The sequence below is a fragment of the Streptomyces sp. A0592 genome (assembly GCF_004795115.1).
Classification (GTDB): Bacteria; Actinomycetota; Actinomycetes; order Streptomycetales; family Streptomycetaceae; genus Streptomyces; species Streptomyces erythrochromogenes.
In genome coordinates this window covers 213,822-231,368 of record NZ_SSBM01000005.1, presented here as the reverse complement: position 1 = coordinate 231,368, position 17,547 = coordinate 213,822, and the positions used below count along the sequence as shown (strand labels likewise).

Sequence of the window (17,547 nt, the reverse complement as noted above, 5' to 3'; positions counted from 1 at the left end):
CGCATGTCCTCTGACACTTCTTCCCCCAAGGTGATCGGCGACGTGGAGGGTGTTTCCCTCTACGACGTGGACAACCCCGCGCCCTACATCGAGGCGCCGCGCAAGCGCACGGGCAAGACGCCCCGCTCGACCCGCGGCAACTTCGAGATGGTCGCGTGGCTCTTCATGCGCCTCTCGGGCATCGTGCTCGTCGTCCTCGTCATCGGCCACCTGCTGATCCAGCTGGTGCTCGACGGCGGCGTCTCCAAGATCGGCTTCGCCTTCGTGGCCGGCCGCTGGGCGTCCCCGTTCTGGCAGGTCTGGGACCTGCTGATGCTGTGGCTGGCGATGCTGCACGGCGCCAACGGCCTGCGTACCGTCATCAACGACTACGCGGAGCGTGCCAACACGCGGCTGTGGCTGAAGGGCCTGCTCTACACCGCCACGGTGTTCACCATCCTTCTGGGCACGCTGGTGATCTTCACCTTCGACCCGAACATCCGCTAGGCAACGGGGCTGAGGCGAAACCAATGAAGATCCACAAGTACGACACCGTCATCGTCGGCGCAGGTGGCGCCGGCATGCGCGCCGCCATCGAGTCGACGAAGCGCAGCCGCACCGCGGTGCTGACGAAGCTCTACCCCACCCGCTCCCACACGGGCGCCGCGCAGGGCGGCATGGCCGCCGCGCTGGCGAACGTGGAGGAGGACAACTGGGAGTGGCACACCTTCGACACGGTCAAGGGCGGTGACTACCTGGTCGACCAGGACGCCGCCGAGATCCTGGCGAAGGAGGCCATCGACGCGGTCCTCGACCTGGAGAAGATGGGCCTGCCGTTCAACCGCACCCCGGACGGCACCATCGACCAGCGCCGCTTCGGCGGCCACTCGCGCAACCACGGCGAGGCGCCGGTCCGCCGGTCCTGCTACGCCGCGGACCGCACCGGCCACATGATCCTCCAGACGCTGTACCAGAACTGCGTCAAGGAGGGCGTGGAGTTCTTCAACGAGTTCTACGTCCTGGACCAGCTCCTGGTCGAGGAGGACGGCGTCAAGAAGTCGGCCGGTGTGGTCGCGTACGAGCTCGCCACCGGCGAGATCCACGTGTTCCAGGCCAAGGCCGTCATCTACGCCTCCGGCGGCACCGGCAAGTTCTTCAAGGTGACCTCCAACGCGCACACCCTCACGGGTGACGGCCAGGCGGCCTGCTACCGCCGCGGCCTGCCGCTGGAGGACATGGAGTTCTTCCAGTTCCACCCGACGGGCATCTGGCGCATGGGCATCCTGCTGACGGAGGGCGCCCGCGGTGAGGGCGGCATCCTCCGCAACAAGGACGGCGAGCGCTTCATGGAGAAGTACGCGCCGGTCATGAAGGACCTCGCGTCCCGTGACGTCGTCTCGCGCTCCATCTACACCGAGATCCGTGAGGGCCGCGGCTGCGGTCCGGCCGGTGACCACGTGTACCTGGACCTGACGCACCTCCCGCCGGAGCAGCTCGACGCGAAGCTCCCGGACATCACCGAGTTCGCGCGCACCTACCTGGGCATCGAGCCGTACACGGACCCGATCCCGATCCAGCCCACCGCGCACTACGCCATGGGCGGCATCCCGACCAACGTCGAGGGTGAGGTCCTGGCGGACAACACCACCGTCGTCCCGGGCCTGTACGCGGCCGGCGAGGTCGCGTGCGTGTCGGTCCACGGCGCGAACCGCCTGGGCACCAACTCGCTGCTGGACATCAACGTCTTCGGCAAGCGCTCCGGCATCGCGGCCGCCAAGTACTCGCAGGAGAACGACTTCGTCGAGCTCCCCGAGAACCCGGCGCAGCAGGTGGCCGACCTGGTCGAGCACCTGCGCAACTCCACGGGCAACGAGCGGGTCGCCGAGCTGCGTCTGGAGCTCCAGGAGACGATGGACGCGTGCGTGATGGTGTTCCGTACGGAGCAGACCATCAAGACCGCGGTCGAGAAGATCGCGGAGCTGCGCGAGCGCTACAAGAACGTGTCCGTCCAGGACAAGGGCAAGCGCTTCAACACGGACCTGCTGGAGGCCATCGAGCTGGGCAACCTGCTCGACCTGGCCGAGGTCATGGCCGTGTCCGCGCTGGCGCGCAAGGAGTCCCGCGGCGGTCACTACCGCGAGGACTACCCGAACCGCGACGACGTCAACTTCATGCGCCACACCATGGCGTACCGCGAGGTCGGCGCCGACGGCAAGGATTCCGTCCGGCTGGACTACAAGCCCGTCGTCGTCACCCGCTACCAGCCGATGGAGCGTAAGTACTGATGGCCACCCCCACCCTGGACAAGATGGAGGCCGCGGCCGCGGCCTCGCCGTTCATCACGGTCACCTTCCGGATCCGCCGCTTCAACCCGGAGATCTCGGACGAGTCGGTCTGGCAGGACTTCCAGGTCGAGATCGACCCGAAGGAGCGCGTGCTCGACGGTCTCCACAAGATCAAGTGGGACCTCGACGGCACGCTGACCTTCCGCCGCTCGTGCGCGCACGGCATCTGCGGCTCGGACGCGATGCGGATCAACGGCAAGAACAGGCTCGCCTGCAAGACGCTGATCAAGGACATCAACCCCGAGAAGCCGATCACCGTCGAGGCCATCAAGGGCCTCACGGTGATGAAGGACCTCGTGGTCGACATGGAGCCCTTCTTCCAGGCGTACCGGGACGTCATGCCGTTCCTGGTCACCAAGGGCAACGAGCCGACGCGCGAGCGCCTGCAGTCCGCCGAGGACCGCGAGCGCTTCGACGACACCACCAAGTGCATCCTGTGCGCCGCGTGCACGTCCTCGTGCCCGGTGTTCTGGAACGACGGCCAGTACTTCGGCCCGGCGGCGATCGTCAACGCGCACCGCTTCATCTTCGACTCGCGTGACGAGGCCGGCGAGCAGCGGCTGGAGATCCTGAACGACAAGGACGGCGTGTGGCGCTGCCGCACGACCTTCAACTGCACCGACGCGTGCCCGCGTGGCATCGAGGTCACGAAGGCGATCCAGGAAGTCAAGCGTGCGCTGATCACGCGCCGCTTCTGACCTCCCGGTCCCTGCCTGTACGAGGGCCCCGTCCCCGGTTCTTCCGGGGGCGGGGCCCTCGTGCGTCGACGGCCTCAGCGGCGGCCCAGCTGGCTGGTGATCGTCGGGTCGGTGATCTCCGTGTCCTTCGCGAGGAGCATCGCCTTGGAGAGGATGACGGCGAGGGTGCGGTCCCCCTCGAAGGGCAGGTAGCCGGGATCGGCGGCGCCCGCCCCGCCGGAGCCGCCGGGCACGATGCACAGGTACTGGTCGTTCGGCGACATCAGGATGTTCCCCGAACCGAGGTGGATCTTGTACGTGTGCAGCTCGCCCCGCACGTGCAGGAACCGGCCCTCCACCGTGCAGCGGTCCGCGACGGCCAGCCTCGGCACGAGGCGCTCCAGCAGGGCCCGCCGGGTCTCGGCGCTCGCGCCGAGCTCGCCGAAGCCGTAGGAGGTCCAGTAGTCCCGGAAGCGGCCCTGCGGCCCGCCGTCGGACCACGTGGGGTCGTTGCCGACGCTGGCCACGCCCACGAACAGGTCCACGTCGCGCATCACCTCGCTCAGCACCAGCTCGGGTATCTCCGCCAGCGGCAGCGGGCCGTCCCCGCGGCGGCGGCCCGCCCCGGGCCACGCCGCGTACCCGCCGCCGTAGCTGCTCGCCCAGTTCTGCGGGGCGTCGATCGGATAGAAGCGCACCTGGTCGGTGCGCAGCCGCAGGTAGGTGCCCGACTCGGTGGTGTCGATGCCGTACTCGTGCCCCTCGCCCTCGATCCAGTACTCCGCCCGCAGCCCCCACCGGGGCAGCTCGCGGGTGGCGGGCGGGACGGAGTCGTCGACGCACAGGCGGAGCCGGTTGTGCCAGCCCCGGGCCGCGGTGAGCGAGTTGAACTGGTGCTGGCGCAGGATGTGCGCGGCGAACCGGTTGGAGTACGTCCGCGTCCTGCGTTCGGCGTCGGTCAGCAGGTACACCTCGCGGTGGGCCTGCTTGAAGGGCTGGGTCACGGCGTGCCGCTCCAGCCACTCGCGCCAGGCGAGCACCTCGGCGGGCTCCCGGCCGACGGGGTGCCACAGCTCGACGGGGGCGCCCCCGGTGCGGGCGGCGTCGGCGAGGGGGGCGCCGGCCAGGGTGCGCAGCTGCCCGTCCGCGAAGCAGACGGGCGTCCCGTCCACGGTCCAGATCAGCCGCCGGGCCAGCGTGCCGACCAGCGGGTGGTCGAGGTACCGCTCGCGCCACTGCCCGTACGCCCACCGGCGGCGGGCGAGGAACTGCCGGTCCAGCCGCTCCGCCTGCGCCGACAGCGACTTCTCGATGTCCTTGACCAGGCCCTTGAGCTCCTTGAGCTCCTCGGCGTGGTCCCGCCGCACGGTGGCGGGCGCGGTCCTGACCTGCCTCCCGGCGGCGTTGCGCCAGGCCAGGACGGCCCGGTTCCCGCGCACTTCGAGTTCCGCGGCGGCCTCGCCGAAGCGGAAGCAGGCTTTCCCCACCTCCGTGAGCCCGTACGCGGGAACGGCCAGTTCCTCGATCTCCTCCCGGCTCAGCCCGAGCGCGGTGGCCCGCGTCTGCAGCGCCGCGTCGACGAGCTTGAGGGTGCCCTTGTAGGTGACCCGGGTGCCGAGCCGGGCGAGCTCGGCGAGGGCGGCCTCACCGTCCGTCAGGGCCAGGGCGCCGACCGCCGCGTTGGCCACCTTGGGGTTGCGCGGGCCGACGCCTGCGGCCTTGCGCAGCGAGGTCTCCACGAGCGCACCGAGGGCGCGCACCGTGTCGGGGTGCGCCGGCAGCAGGGCCAGCAGCCGGACCAGGCCGCGCAGGGCGTTGGCGTTGTAGGGGTCGAAGGTGTTGTTGACGTCCGGCTCGTACTCCGCCCGGTCCAGTTCGAAGGTGCGGGGCCGCCCGACGAGGGCGAGCAGCGGCAGCAGGGCCTCACGGACGGTCTCGGCCCCGAGGCCCCCGACGAGCGCCCGGCCGCGCTTCTCCCAGGCGGCGGAGGGCTTGGCGGCCCTGGCGGTCAGCGCGTGCGCGAGCAGCTCGCGCAGCCGCTCGTCCTCCATGGCCCGCTCCGCCCACGCCTCGCCGACGTTGAGCACGGGCTCGGTGAACCGTGCGGCGAACCGGACGATCTCCTGGTCGGCGTAGGCGCCCACGGCGGTGCGCCGCACGGTGGCGATGACGGCGGGCGAGAGCTCCCGGCCCGCGGCGGCCTCGGCCTCGACGAGGGTCTCGCAGCGGTGCCCGTACCAGAAGGAGTGGGCGCGGCCGAGGACGTCGAGCTCCGCGGCCCGCTCCGCGGCCAGCGGGAGGCCGTCCAGGCCCCGGCCCACCAGCGCGGTCAGGGTGAGCAGCGTGAGCCGGACCGGGTCGGTGTCGCTTCCCCGCCGGTGGCGGTCGGCGAGCGCCTCGACCAGCAGGAGCCGTTCCTCGGGCGGGAGCTCCTCCACCGCGGCGAGCTGCTGCTTCACCGCGGGGTGGCGGAAGGAGCAGTTGACCACCCGGCGCACCAGCCGGTCCGCCATGACCTTGACGTTGCCGGTCATCAGCCGCCCACCAGCGCGACGAGCTTGAGGAAGGTGACCTCGACGCCGAGCGGGAGGTCCACCTCCTCGTCCAGGTCGGTGATCTGACGGTCCCCCACCAGGACGAGGAAGCCGTTGCGCTCGAACGCCCGCAGCGCCAGCTCGGTCTGCTTCTCCGGGTCGATGCGGCGCGGCGTCCGCAACGCGTACCCGTTGAGGGTGCGCTCGGCGCCCTCCGGCTGCACCAGCCCCTGGAACACCTCGGGCCGCTTGGCGTGGTACTCCGCGACCTCCTGGAACACCCTGCGCCGGATCAGCTCGCGCAGCGCGAGCCGCTCCTCGGCGATGTCGAGTCCCCAGCCGTCGCCACGGCTTCCGGCGGTCGTCTCGTCGACGAAGGTCACCATTCCCATGCCCTGGACAGTAGGGGTGCCCACTGACAAAGGGGGACGCCGAGCTGCGCGACCCGGGATACAGGGCGGGGGTGCCTGTGGAAGGATCGGCCGTATGAGCGAGCAGCAGCCGAACCCGTACACGAGCGACCCCGCCGGTCAGGGCGGCCCGCCCGGCGTGCCCGGCCAGGGCGACTACAAGTGGGGCCCCGGTGAAGCCAGTTACGGATACCCCCAGCCCTACCCGGCGGCCCCGGCCTACCAGCCGACCATCGGCGGCGCGGGCATGTCCGTCCCCGGCGGCTACCCCGCCGCCCCGGTCGGCGGCGCCGGCTTCGCCCTCGGCGACATCACCGTCGCCGGCGACCAGATCATCACCCCGTCGGGCGCCATGCCGCTCAGGGGCGCGATGTGGAACGCGACGGACTTCTCGCGCACCGAGGAGAAGATCCCGCCCCACGCGATCGTGCTGGCGATCGTCTTCTTCCTGTTCTGCCTGCTCGGCCTGCTGTTCCTGCTGATGAAGGAGAAGACCACCACCGGCTACATCCAGGTCACGGTGACCAGCGGCGGCCGCCACCACTCCACGATGATCCCGGCCGTGGACGCGAACACCTATCACTGGGTGATGTCGCAGCTCAATCACGCGCGTGCACTGAGCATGTGAGGATCCGGCACGACGCAGACGGGCCCCGGCCGAACGGCCGGGGCCCGCGTGCGTTTCCGGTGCGCCGAGCACACGGGAAACACTCGCTTGAACTTGTTCAAAAAACGTTCTAGAGTCATCGACGTCAGCATTTGAACACGTTCAAGGGGGCTGGGGCGATGGACCTCACCGTGGTCACATACGTCATCTACCTGCTCATCAGCATCGGTCTCACCGTCTGGGTGGCCCGTACGCTCAGCCGCAACGGCCGGGTCTTCATCGGCGACGTCCTCCACGGCAACGAGAAGCTCGCGGACGCCGTCAACCAGTTGCTCGTGGTCGGCTTCTACCTCGTCAACATCGGGTTCGTGACCCTCTACCTGCGCTCGAGCGAGGAGGTCGACACCGCCCGCGGGCTCTTCGAGGCGCTCTCGGTCAAGCTCGGCGTCGTCCTGCTGGTCCTGGGCGTCATGCACCTCGGCAACGTGTGGGTGCTGAACAAGATGCGCCGCCGCGGGATCATGGAGCGCCAGCAGACCCCGCCCGTCCCCCCGCAGGGGTGGACCGCGCCGGTCGGAGCCTGAGCCGTGGCACCCACCGGGGCCGTGCACCGGCTGACCGTCCTCTACGACGCCGACTGCCCGCTCTGCGTGCACATCCGGCACTGGCTGCTGGCGCAGCGGTGCCTCGTACCGATCGCCCTGGTCCCCGCCGCGTCCTGGGAGGCGCGGCGGCGGTTCCCGCGGCTGGACCACGCCTCGACGCTCCGGGAGATCACCGTCGTCGGGGACTCCGGGCAGGTGTGGACCGGGACCGACGCCTTCATCGTGTGCCTGTGGGCGCTGGTCGAACACCGGCCGAAGGCGAACTGGCTGGCGACGCCGGCCGGCCGCCCGTTCGCCCGGGCCGCCATGTTCACGGCCTCCGCCTGGCGGCAGGCCGTGCGCACCGAAGGGCAGCCCGGGGCCGTCGAGGGACCGGCCTGTGACGACCAGTGCTCCGTGCCCCGATAGGCTCATACACCGTGACTGATCAGAAGGCTCCCAAGAGCGAGCAGACCCGCACGCTCATCCTCGAAACCGCGCTCCGCCTCTTCCAGGAGCGCGGCTTCGACAAGACGACCATGCGGGGCATCGCGAAGGAAGCCGGTGTCTCGGTCGGCAACGCCTACTACTACTTCGAGTCCAAGGAACACCTGGTCCAGGGCTTCTACGACCGGATCAGCGCCGCCCACCAGGCGGCGGTCCGGCCGATCCTGGACAACGAGACCGATCTGCAGAAGCGGCTCGCGGGCGTACTGACCAGCTGGCTGGACATCGGCGCCCCGTACCACGAGTTCGCCTCGCAGTTCTTCAAGAACGCGGCGGACCCGGAGAGTCCGCTCAGCCCCTTCTCACCGGAGTCGGAGCCGGCCCGGCAGGCCGCGATCGACATCCACCGAGAGGTGCTGGCCGGCGCGAAGACCAAGGTGCCGGCCGAGCTGGCCGACGTACTGCCGGAGCTGATGTGGCTCTCGCAGATGGGCCTGGTGCTCTACTGGGTCTTCGACCGCTCCCCGGACAGCGAGAAGTCGCGGCGGCTCGCCGAGCGCGGGGCGCAGCTCACGACGCGGGGCATCGTACTGGCCCGCTTCCGGGTGCTGCGGCCGCTGGTGCGCGAGGTCCACGAGCTGTTCGCGGACTTCCTGCCGGGCATGGCCCAGACGGCTGCGGGCCGGCGCAAGGCGTCCGACCCGCACCCGGACACCGCCTAGAGCCAGTTGAGTTCCCAGAGGCGCCAGACACCGGTGCCGTCGGACAGGTTCTGGGCACCGGTGACGGCCTCGCGGGACATCACGTAGTCCTTCTTCTGCCAGATCGGCACCATCGGGGCCTGCTGGGCGACCGCCTTCTGCAGGTCCCGGAACTCGGTGGCGGCGTCGGAGCGCTCCGAGTGGGACTGGGTGCGGGTGATCAGCTCGTCGACGTGCTTGTCCGAGAAGCCGTTGTTCATGGAGGAGTCGGCGCCGACGAGCGGGGCGAGGAAGTTGTCCGCGTCCGGGAAGTCCGCGATCCACCCGATCGTGTAGGCGTCGAACTCTCCCGCCGCGTAACCCTTCTGGAAGTCGTTCCACTCCTCCACCGGCTTGAGCGTCACCAGGAAGAGGCCCGTGGCCTCCAGCTGCCGCTTGATCTCCTCGGCCTCGGGCATGTTCGCGCCGCGCACGTTCACACCGAGCCTGAGCTGCACGGGGCCGTTGATCCCGGCGTCCTTGAGGAGCTTCTTGGCGGTGGCGCCGCTGGGCGCGGGGTAGGCGTCGAAGAACGGGGTGCTGTGTCCGGCGATGCCCGCGGGGACCAGGGAGTACAGCGGGGTGACGGTGCCCCGGTAGACCTCGCCGGCCACCTTCGCGCGGTCCAGGACGGCGGCGACGGCCTGCCGGACGGCGAGCGGGGCGGCGGCGGAGCCGGGGCGGACGTTGAAGACGACCGAGCGGATCTCACTGCCGCCGGACGCCTGGTAACGGGTGTCCTTCATGCCCGGGTTGAGGCCGGCGAGCACCGCCGGGGGCATCTCCCGGTGGGCGACCTCGACCTGACGGCCGTTCCAGGCCTGGTCGAGCTGCTCGGAGTCCTTGAAGTACCGGACGGTGACGGCGGCGCGGGCGGGCCTGCCCTGCCCCTTGTACGAGGTGTTCGGCTTGAGCTCGGCGCTCGTACCGGCCTTGTAGGCGCCCAGCGTGTACGGGCCCGAGCCGTCGACCTTGCCGTCCTCGCGCAGGGACTTGGCCGGGTACTTGTCCTTGTCGACGATCGAGCCGGCACCCGTCGCGATCTTGAAGGGGAAGGTGGCGTCGCCCGCGGACAGGGTGAAGGTGACCGTACGGCCCTCGGCCTTGACCGACTCCAGGGTGTTGAGGAGCGGGGCCGGCCCCTGGTCGGAGTTGATCGCCTTGATGCGGTCGAAGGAGTGCTTGACGTCCTCGGCGGTGATCGCTCGACCGCCGCCGAAGGTCACGTCGGGGCGGAGCTCGCACCGGTAGACGGTGAGCTTCTGCCCCACGAACCCGCAGGAGGAGGCGGCGTCGGGCACGGGGGTGTCCGAGCCGGGCTTCATGGTCAGCAGCGACTGGTAGATGTTGCTGAACAGGGCCCAGGAGCCCGCGTCGTACGCCCCCGCCGGGTCGAGGGAGGACACGACGTCGCTGGTCCCGACGCGGATGGCACCGCGGCTCGCGGCATCCTCGGGCAGCAGCTGCCAGGCGGCGACGCCGGCCGTGCCGAGGACCAGCCCGGCCGCGATGATCTTCCAGCGGACAGACCGCATCCCGTGAACCCCACCCCTTGTCCCGGAGACAGCGACCCGCTGTCCGATTACCGGATATCCCATCACGGAATATCAGCCACCGGAAGATCGTTCCGGGCACGGCCGGTTGGCGGTTGGGGCGGGTCAGGCCTGGTATGAGGCGAGTTCGACGACTGTGATGTCGGACGGCGCGCCCACCCGGACCGGCGGTCCCCAGGCCCCCGCCCCGCGGGAGACGTAGAGCTGGGTGTCGCCGTAGCGCTCCAGGCCGGCGACGGTGGGGTTGGCGAGCTCGGCGAGGTAGTTGCCCGGCCAGAGCTGGCCGCCGTGGGTGTGGCCGGAGAGCTGGAGGTCGACGCCGTGCCTGATGGCGTCGTGGATGACCACCGGCTGGTGGGCGAGGAGCACCGCGGCCCGCGAACGGTCGCGGTCGCCGAGGGCGGCCCGGAAGTCGGGGCCGCTGCCCTCCTGCTCGCCCTGGATGTCGTTCACGCCGGCGAGGTCGAAGTGCGGCAGGGCGCGCCGGGCGTTCTCCAGCGGCGTCAGGCCGAGCTCGCGGACGTGGTCGACCCACTGCTCGGCGCCGGAGAAGTACTCGTGGTTGCCGGTGACGAAGAAGGACCCGTGGCGGGCGGTCAGCCCGCGCAGCGGCTCCGCCGCGGACCCGAGGTCGGGGACGCTGCCGTCGACGAGGTCGCCGACGATGGCGATGAGGTCGGGCTGGGTCCGGTTGACCGTGTCGACGATGCGCTGGGCGTGAGCACGGCCGAGCACCGGGCCGAGGTGGACGTCGCTGACGACCGCGATCCGGAAGCCGTGCGCCGCGCGCGGCAGTTTGGCCAGGGGGACCTGGACGCGCTTCACGCTCGGCCCGCGCAGCACTCCGTACGCGCCGTTGCCGACGGTGCCGAGGGCGACGGCGGCGGCCGCCCCGCCGATCGTGCGCGCGACGAAGGTGCGCCGGCTGAGCCCGCCGCCCGGGGCCGCCGCTGCCGGCTCCCCGCCCGACTCCTCGGACGTACCGTCCGCGGCGAGCACCGCGCCGGGCTCCGCCTCGGTGCCGTCGGTGGAGGACGGCGCCGCGGTCGTGGCCGCCGCGGGCCCGGCGGCGGATTGCTCCGCGGGAGGTCCTGCTACCGCCCCGGAGGGGTCGCGGTGGGCCAGACGGCGGAGCAACAGCGCGCGGATCGGCTCCGCGACCAGCATCGTCAGGGTCAGGTACAGGAGCACCGCGAGCCAGAGGTACCCCGGCCAGGACACCGTCTGCTGCAGCCAGAAGGGGGCCCCGGCGCGGCCCGCGGTCAGGGCGGCCACGGAGAGGAGGGGCAGGGCGATGGTCAACGCGGTGCCGACACGGCGGGGCAGGCCACCGGGGGCGGTGGTGTCCCGGACCAGGCGGACCCACAGCCAGCGGTGCACCGCGACGAGCAGGGCGCAGACCGCCAGCGCGACCAGCGCGAAGACCAGGATCGTCATGCCGCACCGCCCTCGGCGCCGGAACGTGACGCACGCCGCACGGCCAGGACTGCGCGCAACCCGATCACACCGACCGCCGTCCCCAGGAGAAAGGACGTCACCGCGAGCGTCAGGTGGACCCAGAAGTAGGCAGTGGGGTCACCCGCCGTGTCGAAGGCCTGGCCACTGCCGTTCTTCCACAGGTTCCGGACGAAAGACACCCAGATGAACCAGGTCCACACCCCGAAGGCGAGCAGGAACCAGGAGGCGGCACGGCTGAGTTTCATGTCCCCAGTATCGGTTTCGTCCCCGGGACGGACGCGCCGGGGTGGGCTGTCCCGGGGTTGGTTGCCGCGAAATGGCCGGTCCGCGACGCCATCCAGCTCATCGGGATGTACTTTCACCTGCGTGTCTGCCAAGACGACCGCACTGACGGTCCTTACCGCCGCGCTGCTGGTGCCCACCATGCTGGTGGCTCCCGTCCACGCCGCGCCGACCCCGCCGGCCGACGGGAAGGGCCAGGCCGCCAAGGCCCCGGCGGCGCCCGCACCGCCCGCCTCGATGTCCACGGTCGGCGGATCGCTGCTCGGCCAACCGGGGACGCAGGTGAACCTGCTGCCCGGCGCGCCCGCCCTGCCGACGAACCTCACGGGCCGGTCGTGGATCGTGGCGGACGCCGAGTCCGGCGAGGTCCTGGCGGCGTACAACGCGCACTGGCGGCTGCCCCCGGCCTCGACGATGAAGATGCTCTTCGCGGACACGCTGCTGCCGGGCCTGCCCAAGGAGCAGGTGCACAAGGTCACCGACCAGGACATGGACGGCGTGGGCCCGGGCAGCAGCCTGGTCGGCGTCAAGGAGGACCACGAGTACTCCGTCCACGACCTGTGGCTCGGGGTGTTCCTCCGGTCGGGCAATGACGCCGTGCACGTACTTTCGGCCATGAACGGCGGCGTCGAGAAGACCGTCAAGGACATGCAGGCGCACGCGGAGGAGCTCCAGGCGCTGGACACCCACGTGGTGTCGCCCGACGGGTACGACGCCCCGGAGCAGGTGTCGAGCGCGTACGACCTCACGCTGATCGCCCGCTCCGGACTGCAGAAGCAGGACTTCCGGGAGTACTGCGGCACGGCGAGCGCGAAGTTCCCCGGCCTGCAGGAGCCCGGGAAGCCGCGGGACTACTTCGAGATCCAGAACACCAACCGGCTGATGACCGGCGCGGGCGGGCTCTCCCCCTACAAGGGCATCGCCGGGGTGAAGAACGGCACGACGACCATGGCCGGCTCCACCTTCACGGGCGCGGCGCAGCAGGGCTCGCGCAAGCTGCTGGTCACCGTGATGAACCCGGGCGCGGGCGGCTTGAACTCGGTCTACGAGGAGACCGCCGCGCTGTTCGACTGGGGGTTCGCCGCGGCCGGGAAGGTCAAGCCGGTGGGTGAGCTGGTGCCGCCGAAGAGCGCGGACACCTCCCCGCACGGCTCGCCGGCCCAGTCCCACGAGAACAACGCGTCGGGGGACGGCCTGGTCCCGGGCGGCGGCATGGGCACCGCACTCGGCGTCGCGGGCGGCGCGCTCGTGGTGCTGGCGGGCGGCGCCTACGTGGTCAACCGGCGCTGGCCCCGCGGCCGTCGCAGCCGCGGCCGCGACGAGGAACTCGTCTAGGCCGTCTCTTCCGGATCTTGCCGGGCCCGCGCCGCCCGGCACCGCACCCGGCCGCGCTGTCGAGGCGCCCGAGTACGTCCAGTACACGGGCGCCCCTCCGCCTTGCCGGCCACGGCACCGGACGACGCGGGCCCGACCGACAAGATCCGAAAGAGGCGACCCAGGCCGTCTCCCGTCGGTCCGGGACCCCCCGCGCGGGCGGGGGTCCCGGACCGGCGGGTCGCCCGAACGGGTCCTACGAGCCCCCACGTGGGGTTTCGCGCGCCTCACCGACCGCCGGGGGATCCGCGGCGCCGTCGCCCGCACCGTCGCCCTCATCGCCGCCGTCATCGCCGCCGTCGTCCTCGCGGGTGGCCGTCCACGCGGAGACGTACAGCAGCAGCTTCGCCATGAAGTTGATCCAGAGCAGCAGGGCGATCGGCACACCGAAGGCCCCGTACATGCTCTTCGCCGCGACCCCCCGCATGTAGCCGCTGAGCAGCAGCTTCAGCAGCTCGAAGCCGGCCGCGCCGATCAGCGCCGCCTGGATGAGGCGGCCCCTCGGCGGTTCGACCCCGGGAAGCAGGGTCAGCAGGTAGAGCAGCACCAGGAAGGCCGCCACCACGCCGATCAGGAAGGCGAAGGTGCGCAGCAGTGCGCCACCGGGGCCCTCGCGCGGGATGCCCAGCCAGTCGGCGGACTTCCCGACCGCGCTGGACCCGAGGATCGAGGCCGCGGCGGAGAGCAGGCCCACCCCGCCGAGGCCGAGCAGGACGAGCCCGTCCTTGCCCTTGCGGACGATCGGGTTCCCGTCGTCCTCGTCGTCCTTGTCCCACACGGCGCGCAGGCAGTCCCGCATCGACCCCACCCAGCCGATGCCGGTGAAGAGCAGCAGGGCGCCGGCGACGAGGCCGATCGTGGCCGCGTTCGCGACGAGCCCGTTGATGTCGAGCTGGTCGGAGATGCCGGGGACCTGTTCGGCGAGGTTCTTCTCCAGCCGGTCCAGCTGCTCGGGGCTGAGCAGCGCCGCACCGACCGCGGCGGCCACGGTGATCAGCGGGAAGAGCGCGAGAAAGCTGATGAAGGTGATCGCGGCGGCGAGCCGGGTCCAGTGCACGCGGTCGAGGCGTTCGTACGAGCGCCACGCGTGCGTCCGCATGAGACGGCTCGCCAGCGGCCCGATCACCGGGAGTTTCGTCAGCCAGTCCATGGGGTCACCGTAAATGAGACGCCGGAAATAGCCGGGATTGTCGCTTTCAGGTACTACGGTCGTCGATTGTGACTTTTCGCCCAGCGCCCTCGATGGGGCGTCCGTTCCACACCCTCGTCCTGCGAAGGCTGAGGTTCCGCGCCCGGCGCACCGCCCGGCTGACCCTGCGCCCCCTCCGTCAGGAAGGGCGTACGGTCGCCCCCGCCGCCTCGGCGGTCTGGTCGACGGGAGAGCCCGGCTGCGCCGGAACGCCTATGGGCCCGCTCCCGAAAGGGTATTCACGCAGCTTGCGCCAGACCCCGTCGGAGCCCTGCTCGTAGAGGGCGAACCCCTCGCAGACCCACTCGGCGGCGTACTCGGCCAGCGTCGCGAACGCCACGTCCATCGCCTCGTCGGAGATCCCGTGGGCGACGGTCACGTGGGGGTGATACGGGAAGGCCAGCTCGCGGCTGAGCGGCCCGGCGGGGTCGCGGACCTCGCCCTGGAGCCGGGTGCAGCCCTCGACGCCCTCGACGATCTGCACGAAGACGACCGGCGAGACGGGCCGGAAGGTTCCCGTCCCGCTCAGCCGCATCACGAAGGCGGGGAAGGAGGCGGCGACCTCGGTGAGGTGGGCCCGGATCGCCGGGAGCCGGTCCGCCTCCACCTCGGTCGGCGGTACGAGGGTGACGTGCGTGGGGATGCCGTGCGCGGCGGCGTCCCCGAAGCCCGCGCGCAGCTCCTGGAGGCGGCTGCCGTACGGCTCCGGGACCGCGATCGAAACGCCGAGCGTTACGGTCCCCACGTATCTCTCCTTCGCTGGACCCTGTGGACTCCTGCCGCCCCAGTGTGGGGCCAGGACCCCTCTTCGTGCCAGAGCCGTCTGTCCGTAGTTGCGTTCGTCAGTGCTTGGCGGGCAGCAGACCCAGGCGGTCGTACGCCTGCGCGAGCGTCTCCGCGGCGACCGCGCGGGCCTTCTCCGCGCCCTTGGCCAGGATGGAGTCCAGCGTCTCCGGGTCGTCCAGGTACTCCTGGGTGCGCTGCTTGAACGGTGTGACGAAATCGACCATCACGCCGGCCAGGTCCGTCTTCAGCGCGCCGTAGCCCTTGCCGACGTACCGCTCCTCCAGGGCGGGGATCGACTCGCCCGTGAGGGTGGAGTAGATCGTGAGCAGGTTGCTGACGCCGGGCTTCTTCTCGGTGTCGAAGCGGACCTCGGCCTCGGTGTCGGTGACCGCGCTCTTGATCTTCTTCTCGGTGGCCTTGGCCTCGTCGAGGAGGTTGATCAGGCCCTTGGGCGACGACGCCGACTTCGACATCTTGATCGCCGGGTCCTGGAGGTCGTAGATCTTCGCGACCTCCTTGACGATGTGCGCCTGCGGGAGGGTGAAGGTCTGGCCGAAGCGGCCGTTGAAACGCTCGGCCAGGTCGCGGGTCAGCTCGATGTGCTGGCGCTGGTCCTCGCCCACGGGGACGGCGTCCGCCTGGTAGAGCAGGATGTCGGCGACCTGGAGGATCGGGTACGTGAACAGGCCGACGCTGGCGCTGTTGACGCCGCCCTTGGCGGACTTGTCCTTGAACTGGGTCATCCGGCTGGCCTCGCCAAAGCCGGTGATGCAGTTCATCACCCAGCCGAGCTGCGCGTGCTCGGGGACGTGGCTCTGGATGAAGAGCGTGCAGCGCTCGGGGTCCAGGCCGGCGGCCAGCAGCTGCGCGGCGGAGAGGCGGGTGTTCGCGCGCAGGTCCTTCGGATCCTGGGGCATGGTGATCGCGTGCAGGTCGACGACCATGTAGAACGCGTCGTGCGTCTCCTGGAGGGCGACGTACTGGCGGATGGCTCCGAGGTAGTTCCCGAGGTGGAACGAACCGGAGGTGGGCTGGATGCCGGAGAGCGCGCGAGGACGATCAGAAGCCATGGCTCCATTCTCTCAGGTGCGGAGCGGGCTCACGCCCGCACTCGGCCGGTTCCTCCCGCCGCGCGGTGCCCGTGGGCGCCGCCCGCACCCGCGCCCCGATCGTCGGCGGGGCCGGATCTTCGGCTCCGCCGGAATCGAGGCGGGGGCCGGGGCGGAGCCCCGGCCCCCGCCTCGCCGGCGTGTGAGGCGCGGGAGCCGGGGGCGGCGCCCCCGGCAGCGGTGCCGCGGGTCAGGACAGCGGGAGGCCCGGGGCCGGGAAGGCGGCCATCAGGTCGGCGACCTCGGTGCGCATCGCGGCCAGGGCCCGCTCGTCGCCCTTCGCGGCGGCGTCCACGGCGCGCGAGATCCAGTCGGCGACCAGCGGCATGTGCTCCGCGGACAGCCCGCGCGACGTCAGCGACGGCGTGCCGATCCGGATGCCCGAGGGATCGAACGGCTTGCGCGGGTCGAACGGGACCGTGTTGTAGTTCACGACGATCCCCGCCCGGTCCAGGGCCTTGGCCGCGACCTTGCCCGGCACCTCCTTGCCCGTCAGGTCGATCAGGATCAGGTGGTTGTCCGTACCGCCCGAGACCAGGTCGAAGCCCCGCTCCAGCAGGGCCGCGGCCAGCGCCTTGGCGTTGGCGACGACCGCGTGCGCGTACCGGACGAAGGACGGCTGCGCCGCCTCGTGCAGCGCCACCGCGATGCCGGCCGTCGTCTGGTTGTGCGGACCGCCCTGCAGGCCGGGGAAAACGGCCTTGTCGATCGCCTTCGCGTGCTCCTCGCGGCACATCAGCATCGCGCCGCGCGGACCGCGCAGGGTCTTGTGGGTCGTGGTGGAGATGACGTCCACGTGCCCCGCCGGGGAGGGGTGCGCGCCGCCCGCGATCAGGCCGGCGATGTGGGCGACGTCCGCGACCAGGACCGAGCCCGCCTCGCGCGCGATCTCCGCGAAGGCGGCGAAGTCGATGGTCCTCGGCAGGGCGGTGCCGCCGCAGAAGATCAGCTTGGGCCGCTCCGCGAGGGCCAGCTCGCGCACCGCGTCGTAGTCGATCAGGCCGGTGTCGGCGCGGACGCCGTACTGCACGCCGCGGAACCACGAGCCCGTCGCCGAGACTCCCCAGCCGTGCGTCAGGTGGCCGCCCATCGGCAGGGCCATGCCCATGACCGTGTCGCCGGGCTGCGCGAAGGCCAGGTAGACGGCCAGGTTGGCCGGGGAGCCGGAGTACGGCTGCACGTTGGCGTGGTCCACGCCGAACAGGCCCTTGGCCCGCTCGACCGCCAGGGCCTCGACCCGGTCGATGTTCTGCTGGCCCTCGTAGTAGCGGCGGCCGGGATAGCCCTCGCTGTACTTGTTCTGCAGCACCGTGCCGGAGGCTTCGAGAACGGCCGCGGACACGTAGTTCTCGCTGGGGATCAGGCGCAGGGTCTGCGCCTGCAGGACTTCTTCCGCGGCGACGAAGGACGCCAGTTCGGGGTCGGTCGCGGACAGGGCGGGATGGCGGCTCGCGGACATGGCGGGCTCCTCCG

The 17,547-nt window shown here is 71.1% G+C and carries 17 protein-coding genes; 8 read left to right on the top strand and 9 right to left on the bottom strand.

Annotated features, from left to right (window positions below; translation table 11 throughout):
• The first annotated feature begins 3 nt into the window (after positions 1 to 3).
• Genes E6U81_RS10370 through E6U81_RS10360 form a run of 3 tightly spaced genes read left to right on the top strand, consistent with a single transcriptional unit; the run spans position 4 to position 3,022 of the window.
• Complete coding sequence (locus E6U81_RS10370; protein WP_136229772.1) at positions 4 to 486, top strand: succinate dehydrogenase hydrophobic membrane anchor subunit; 483 nt, start codon at positions 4 to 6, stop codon at positions 484 to 486.
• A gap of 23 nt (positions 487 to 509) precedes the next feature.
• Complete coding sequence (sdhA, locus tag E6U81_RS10365) at positions 510 to 2,264, top strand: succinate dehydrogenase flavoprotein subunit (protein ID WP_136229771.1); 1,755 nt, start codon at positions 510 to 512, stop codon at positions 2,262 to 2,264.
• Positions 2,264 to 3,022 carry a succinate dehydrogenase iron-sulfur subunit gene (locus E6U81_RS10360; protein ID WP_136229770.1) on the top strand — a complete coding sequence of 253 codons (759 nt, stop codon included), beginning with the start codon at positions 2,264 to 2,266 and terminating at the stop codon, positions 3,020 to 3,022. Before sdhA ends, E6U81_RS10360 begins: the two co-directional genes overlap by 1 nt.
• A gap of 74 nt (positions 3,023 to 3,096) precedes the next feature.
• Here the strand turns inward: E6U81_RS10360 and E6U81_RS10355 are convergent, their stop codons facing one another.
• Both E6U81_RS10355 and E6U81_RS10350 read right to left on the bottom strand, forming a co-directional pair.
• The gene (locus tag E6U81_RS10355; protein WP_136229769.1) at positions 3,097 to 5,535 is read right to left on the bottom strand and encodes a DUF4132 domain-containing protein; all 2,439 of its coding nucleotides are present in this window, start codon (positions 5,533 to 5,535) and stop codon (positions 3,097 to 3,099) included.
• Positions 5,535 to 5,927, bottom strand: a complete 393-nt coding sequence (locus tag E6U81_RS10350) for a hypothetical protein (RefSeq protein ID WP_136229768.1) — start codon at positions 5,925 to 5,927, stop codon at positions 5,535 to 5,537. The genes E6U81_RS10355 and E6U81_RS10350 overlap by 1 nt, the downstream gene beginning before the upstream one ends.
• A gap of 94 nt (positions 5,928 to 6,021) precedes the next feature.
• Between E6U81_RS10350 and E6U81_RS10345 the strand changes: the two genes are divergently transcribed.
• The 4 genes from E6U81_RS10345 to E6U81_RS10330 all read left to right on the top strand — a co-directional run bounded on the left by E6U81_RS10345 (position 6,022) and on the right by E6U81_RS10330 (position 8,305).
• Positions 6,022 to 6,573: a hypothetical protein gene (locus E6U81_RS10345; RefSeq protein ID WP_136229767.1), complete on the top strand. Its 552-nt coding sequence runs from the start codon at positions 6,022 to 6,024 to the stop codon at positions 6,571 to 6,573.
• Positions 6,574 to 6,731: 158 nt separating this feature from the next.
• Positions 6,732 to 7,136 (top strand): hypothetical protein, encoded by a 405-nt coding sequence (locus tag E6U81_RS10340; protein WP_136229766.1) that lies wholly within the window; start codon positions 6,732 to 6,734, stop codon positions 7,134 to 7,136.
• Positions 7,137 to 7,139: 3 nt separating this feature from the next.
• Positions 7,140 to 7,565 (top strand): DCC1-like thiol-disulfide oxidoreductase family protein, encoded by a 426-nt coding sequence (locus E6U81_RS10335; RefSeq protein ID WP_240803745.1) that lies wholly within the window; start codon positions 7,140 to 7,142, stop codon positions 7,563 to 7,565.
• 11 nt (positions 7,566 to 7,576) lie between these two features.
• Positions 7,577 to 8,305, top strand: a complete 729-nt coding sequence (locus E6U81_RS10330) for a TetR family transcriptional regulator (protein ID WP_136229765.1) — start codon at positions 7,577 to 7,579, stop codon at positions 8,303 to 8,305.
• On the opposite strand, the gene E6U81_RS10325 is transcribed toward E6U81_RS10330, so the two are convergent.
• The 3 genes from E6U81_RS10325 to E6U81_RS10315 form a co-directional block, all read right to left on the bottom strand.
• Positions 8,302 to 9,858, bottom strand: coding sequence for an ABC transporter substrate-binding protein (locus E6U81_RS10325; RefSeq protein WP_136229764.1), 1,557 nt, complete (start codon positions 9,856 to 9,858; stop codon positions 8,302 to 8,304). The two genes, E6U81_RS10330 and E6U81_RS10325, sit on opposite strands and share 4 nt — an antisense overlap.
• Before the next feature lie 123 nt (positions 9,859 to 9,981).
• Complete coding sequence (locus E6U81_RS10320) at positions 9,982 to 11,304, bottom strand: metallophosphoesterase (RefSeq protein WP_136229895.1); 1,323 nt, start codon at positions 11,302 to 11,304, stop codon at positions 9,982 to 9,984.
• Between the two features lie 5 nt (positions 11,305 to 11,309).
• Positions 11,310 to 11,579 (bottom strand): hypothetical protein, encoded by a 270-nt coding sequence (locus E6U81_RS10315; RefSeq protein WP_136229763.1) that lies wholly within the window; start codon positions 11,577 to 11,579, stop codon positions 11,310 to 11,312.
• A gap of 121 nt (positions 11,580 to 11,700) precedes the next feature.
• On the opposite strand from E6U81_RS10315, the gene E6U81_RS10310 reads away from it, so the two are divergent.
• Positions 11,701 to 12,951, top strand: a complete 1,251-nt coding sequence (locus tag E6U81_RS10310) for a D-alanyl-D-alanine carboxypeptidase (RefSeq protein ID WP_240803744.1) — start codon at positions 11,701 to 11,703, stop codon at positions 12,949 to 12,951.
• Between the two features lie 235 nt (positions 12,952 to 13,186).
• On the opposite strand, the gene E6U81_RS10305 is transcribed toward E6U81_RS10310, so the two are convergent.
• The 4 genes from E6U81_RS10305 to glyA all read right to left on the bottom strand — a co-directional run bounded on the left by E6U81_RS10305 (position 13,187) and on the right by glyA (position 17,533).
• A complete protein-coding gene (locus E6U81_RS10305; RefSeq protein WP_136229761.1) occupies positions 13,187 to 14,140 on the bottom strand; it encodes a YihY/virulence factor BrkB family protein in 954 nt (317 codons plus the stop codon).
• Between the two features lie 178 nt (positions 14,141 to 14,318).
• Positions 14,319 to 14,924 (bottom strand): 2'-5' RNA ligase family protein, encoded by a 606-nt coding sequence (locus E6U81_RS10300; protein ID WP_136229760.1) that lies wholly within the window; start codon positions 14,922 to 14,924, stop codon positions 14,319 to 14,321.
• Positions 14,925 to 15,021: 97 nt separating this feature from the next.
• Positions 15,022 to 16,035, bottom strand: a complete 1,014-nt coding sequence (trpS, locus tag E6U81_RS10295; protein WP_136229759.1) for a tryptophan--tRNA ligase — start codon at positions 16,033 to 16,035, stop codon at positions 15,022 to 15,024.
• Positions 16,036 to 16,264: 229 nt separating this feature from the next.
• Complete coding sequence (gene glyA, locus E6U81_RS10290) at positions 16,265 to 17,533, bottom strand: serine hydroxymethyltransferase (RefSeq protein ID WP_136229758.1); 1,269 nt, start codon at positions 17,531 to 17,533, stop codon at positions 16,265 to 16,267.
• Positions 17,534 to 17,547 lie beyond the last annotated feature (14 nt).

Bases quoted from the DNA above. Each gene is read 5' to 3' on its own strand.
- E6U81_RS10370 (WP_136229772.1), top strand. From the start codon at position 4: ATGTCCTCTGACACTTCTTCCCCCAAGGTGATCGGCGACGTGGAGGGT.
- sdhA (WP_136229771.1), top strand. From the start codon at position 510: ATGAAGATCCACAAGTACGACACCGTCATCGTCGGCGCAGGTGGCGCC.
- E6U81_RS10360 (WP_136229770.1), top strand. From the start codon at position 2,264: ATGGCCACCCCCACCCTGGACAAGATGGAGGCCGCGGCCGCGGCCTCG.
- E6U81_RS10355 (WP_136229769.1), bottom strand. From the start codon at position 5,535: ATGACCGGCAACGTCAAGGTCATGGCGGACCGGCTGGTGCGCCGGGTG.
- E6U81_RS10350 (WP_136229768.1), bottom strand. From the start codon at position 5,927: ATGGGAATGGTGACCTTCGTCGACGAGACGACCGCCGGAAGCCGTGGC.
- E6U81_RS10345 (WP_136229767.1), top strand. From the start codon at position 6,022: ATGAGCGAGCAGCAGCCGAACCCGTACACGAGCGACCCCGCCGGTCAG.
- E6U81_RS10340 (WP_136229766.1), top strand. From the start codon at position 6,732: ATGGACCTCACCGTGGTCACATACGTCATCTACCTGCTCATCAGCATC.
- E6U81_RS10325 (WP_136229764.1), bottom strand. From the start codon at position 9,858: ATGCGGTCTGTCCGCTGGAAGATCATCGCGGCCGGGCTGGTCCTCGGC.
- E6U81_RS10315 (WP_136229763.1), bottom strand. From the start codon at position 11,579: ATGAAACTCAGCCGTGCCGCCTCCTGGTTCCTGCTCGCCTTCGGGGTG.
- E6U81_RS10305 (WP_136229761.1), bottom strand. From the start codon at position 14,140: ATGGACTGGCTGACGAAACTCCCGGTGATCGGGCCGCTGGCGAGCCGT.
- trpS (WP_136229759.1), bottom strand. From the start codon at position 16,035: ATGGCTTCTGATCGTCCTCGCGCGCTCTCCGGCATCCAGCCCACCTCC.
- glyA (WP_136229758.1), bottom strand. From the start codon at position 17,533: ATGTCCGCGAGCCGCCATCCCGCCCTGTCCGCGACCGACCCCGAACTG.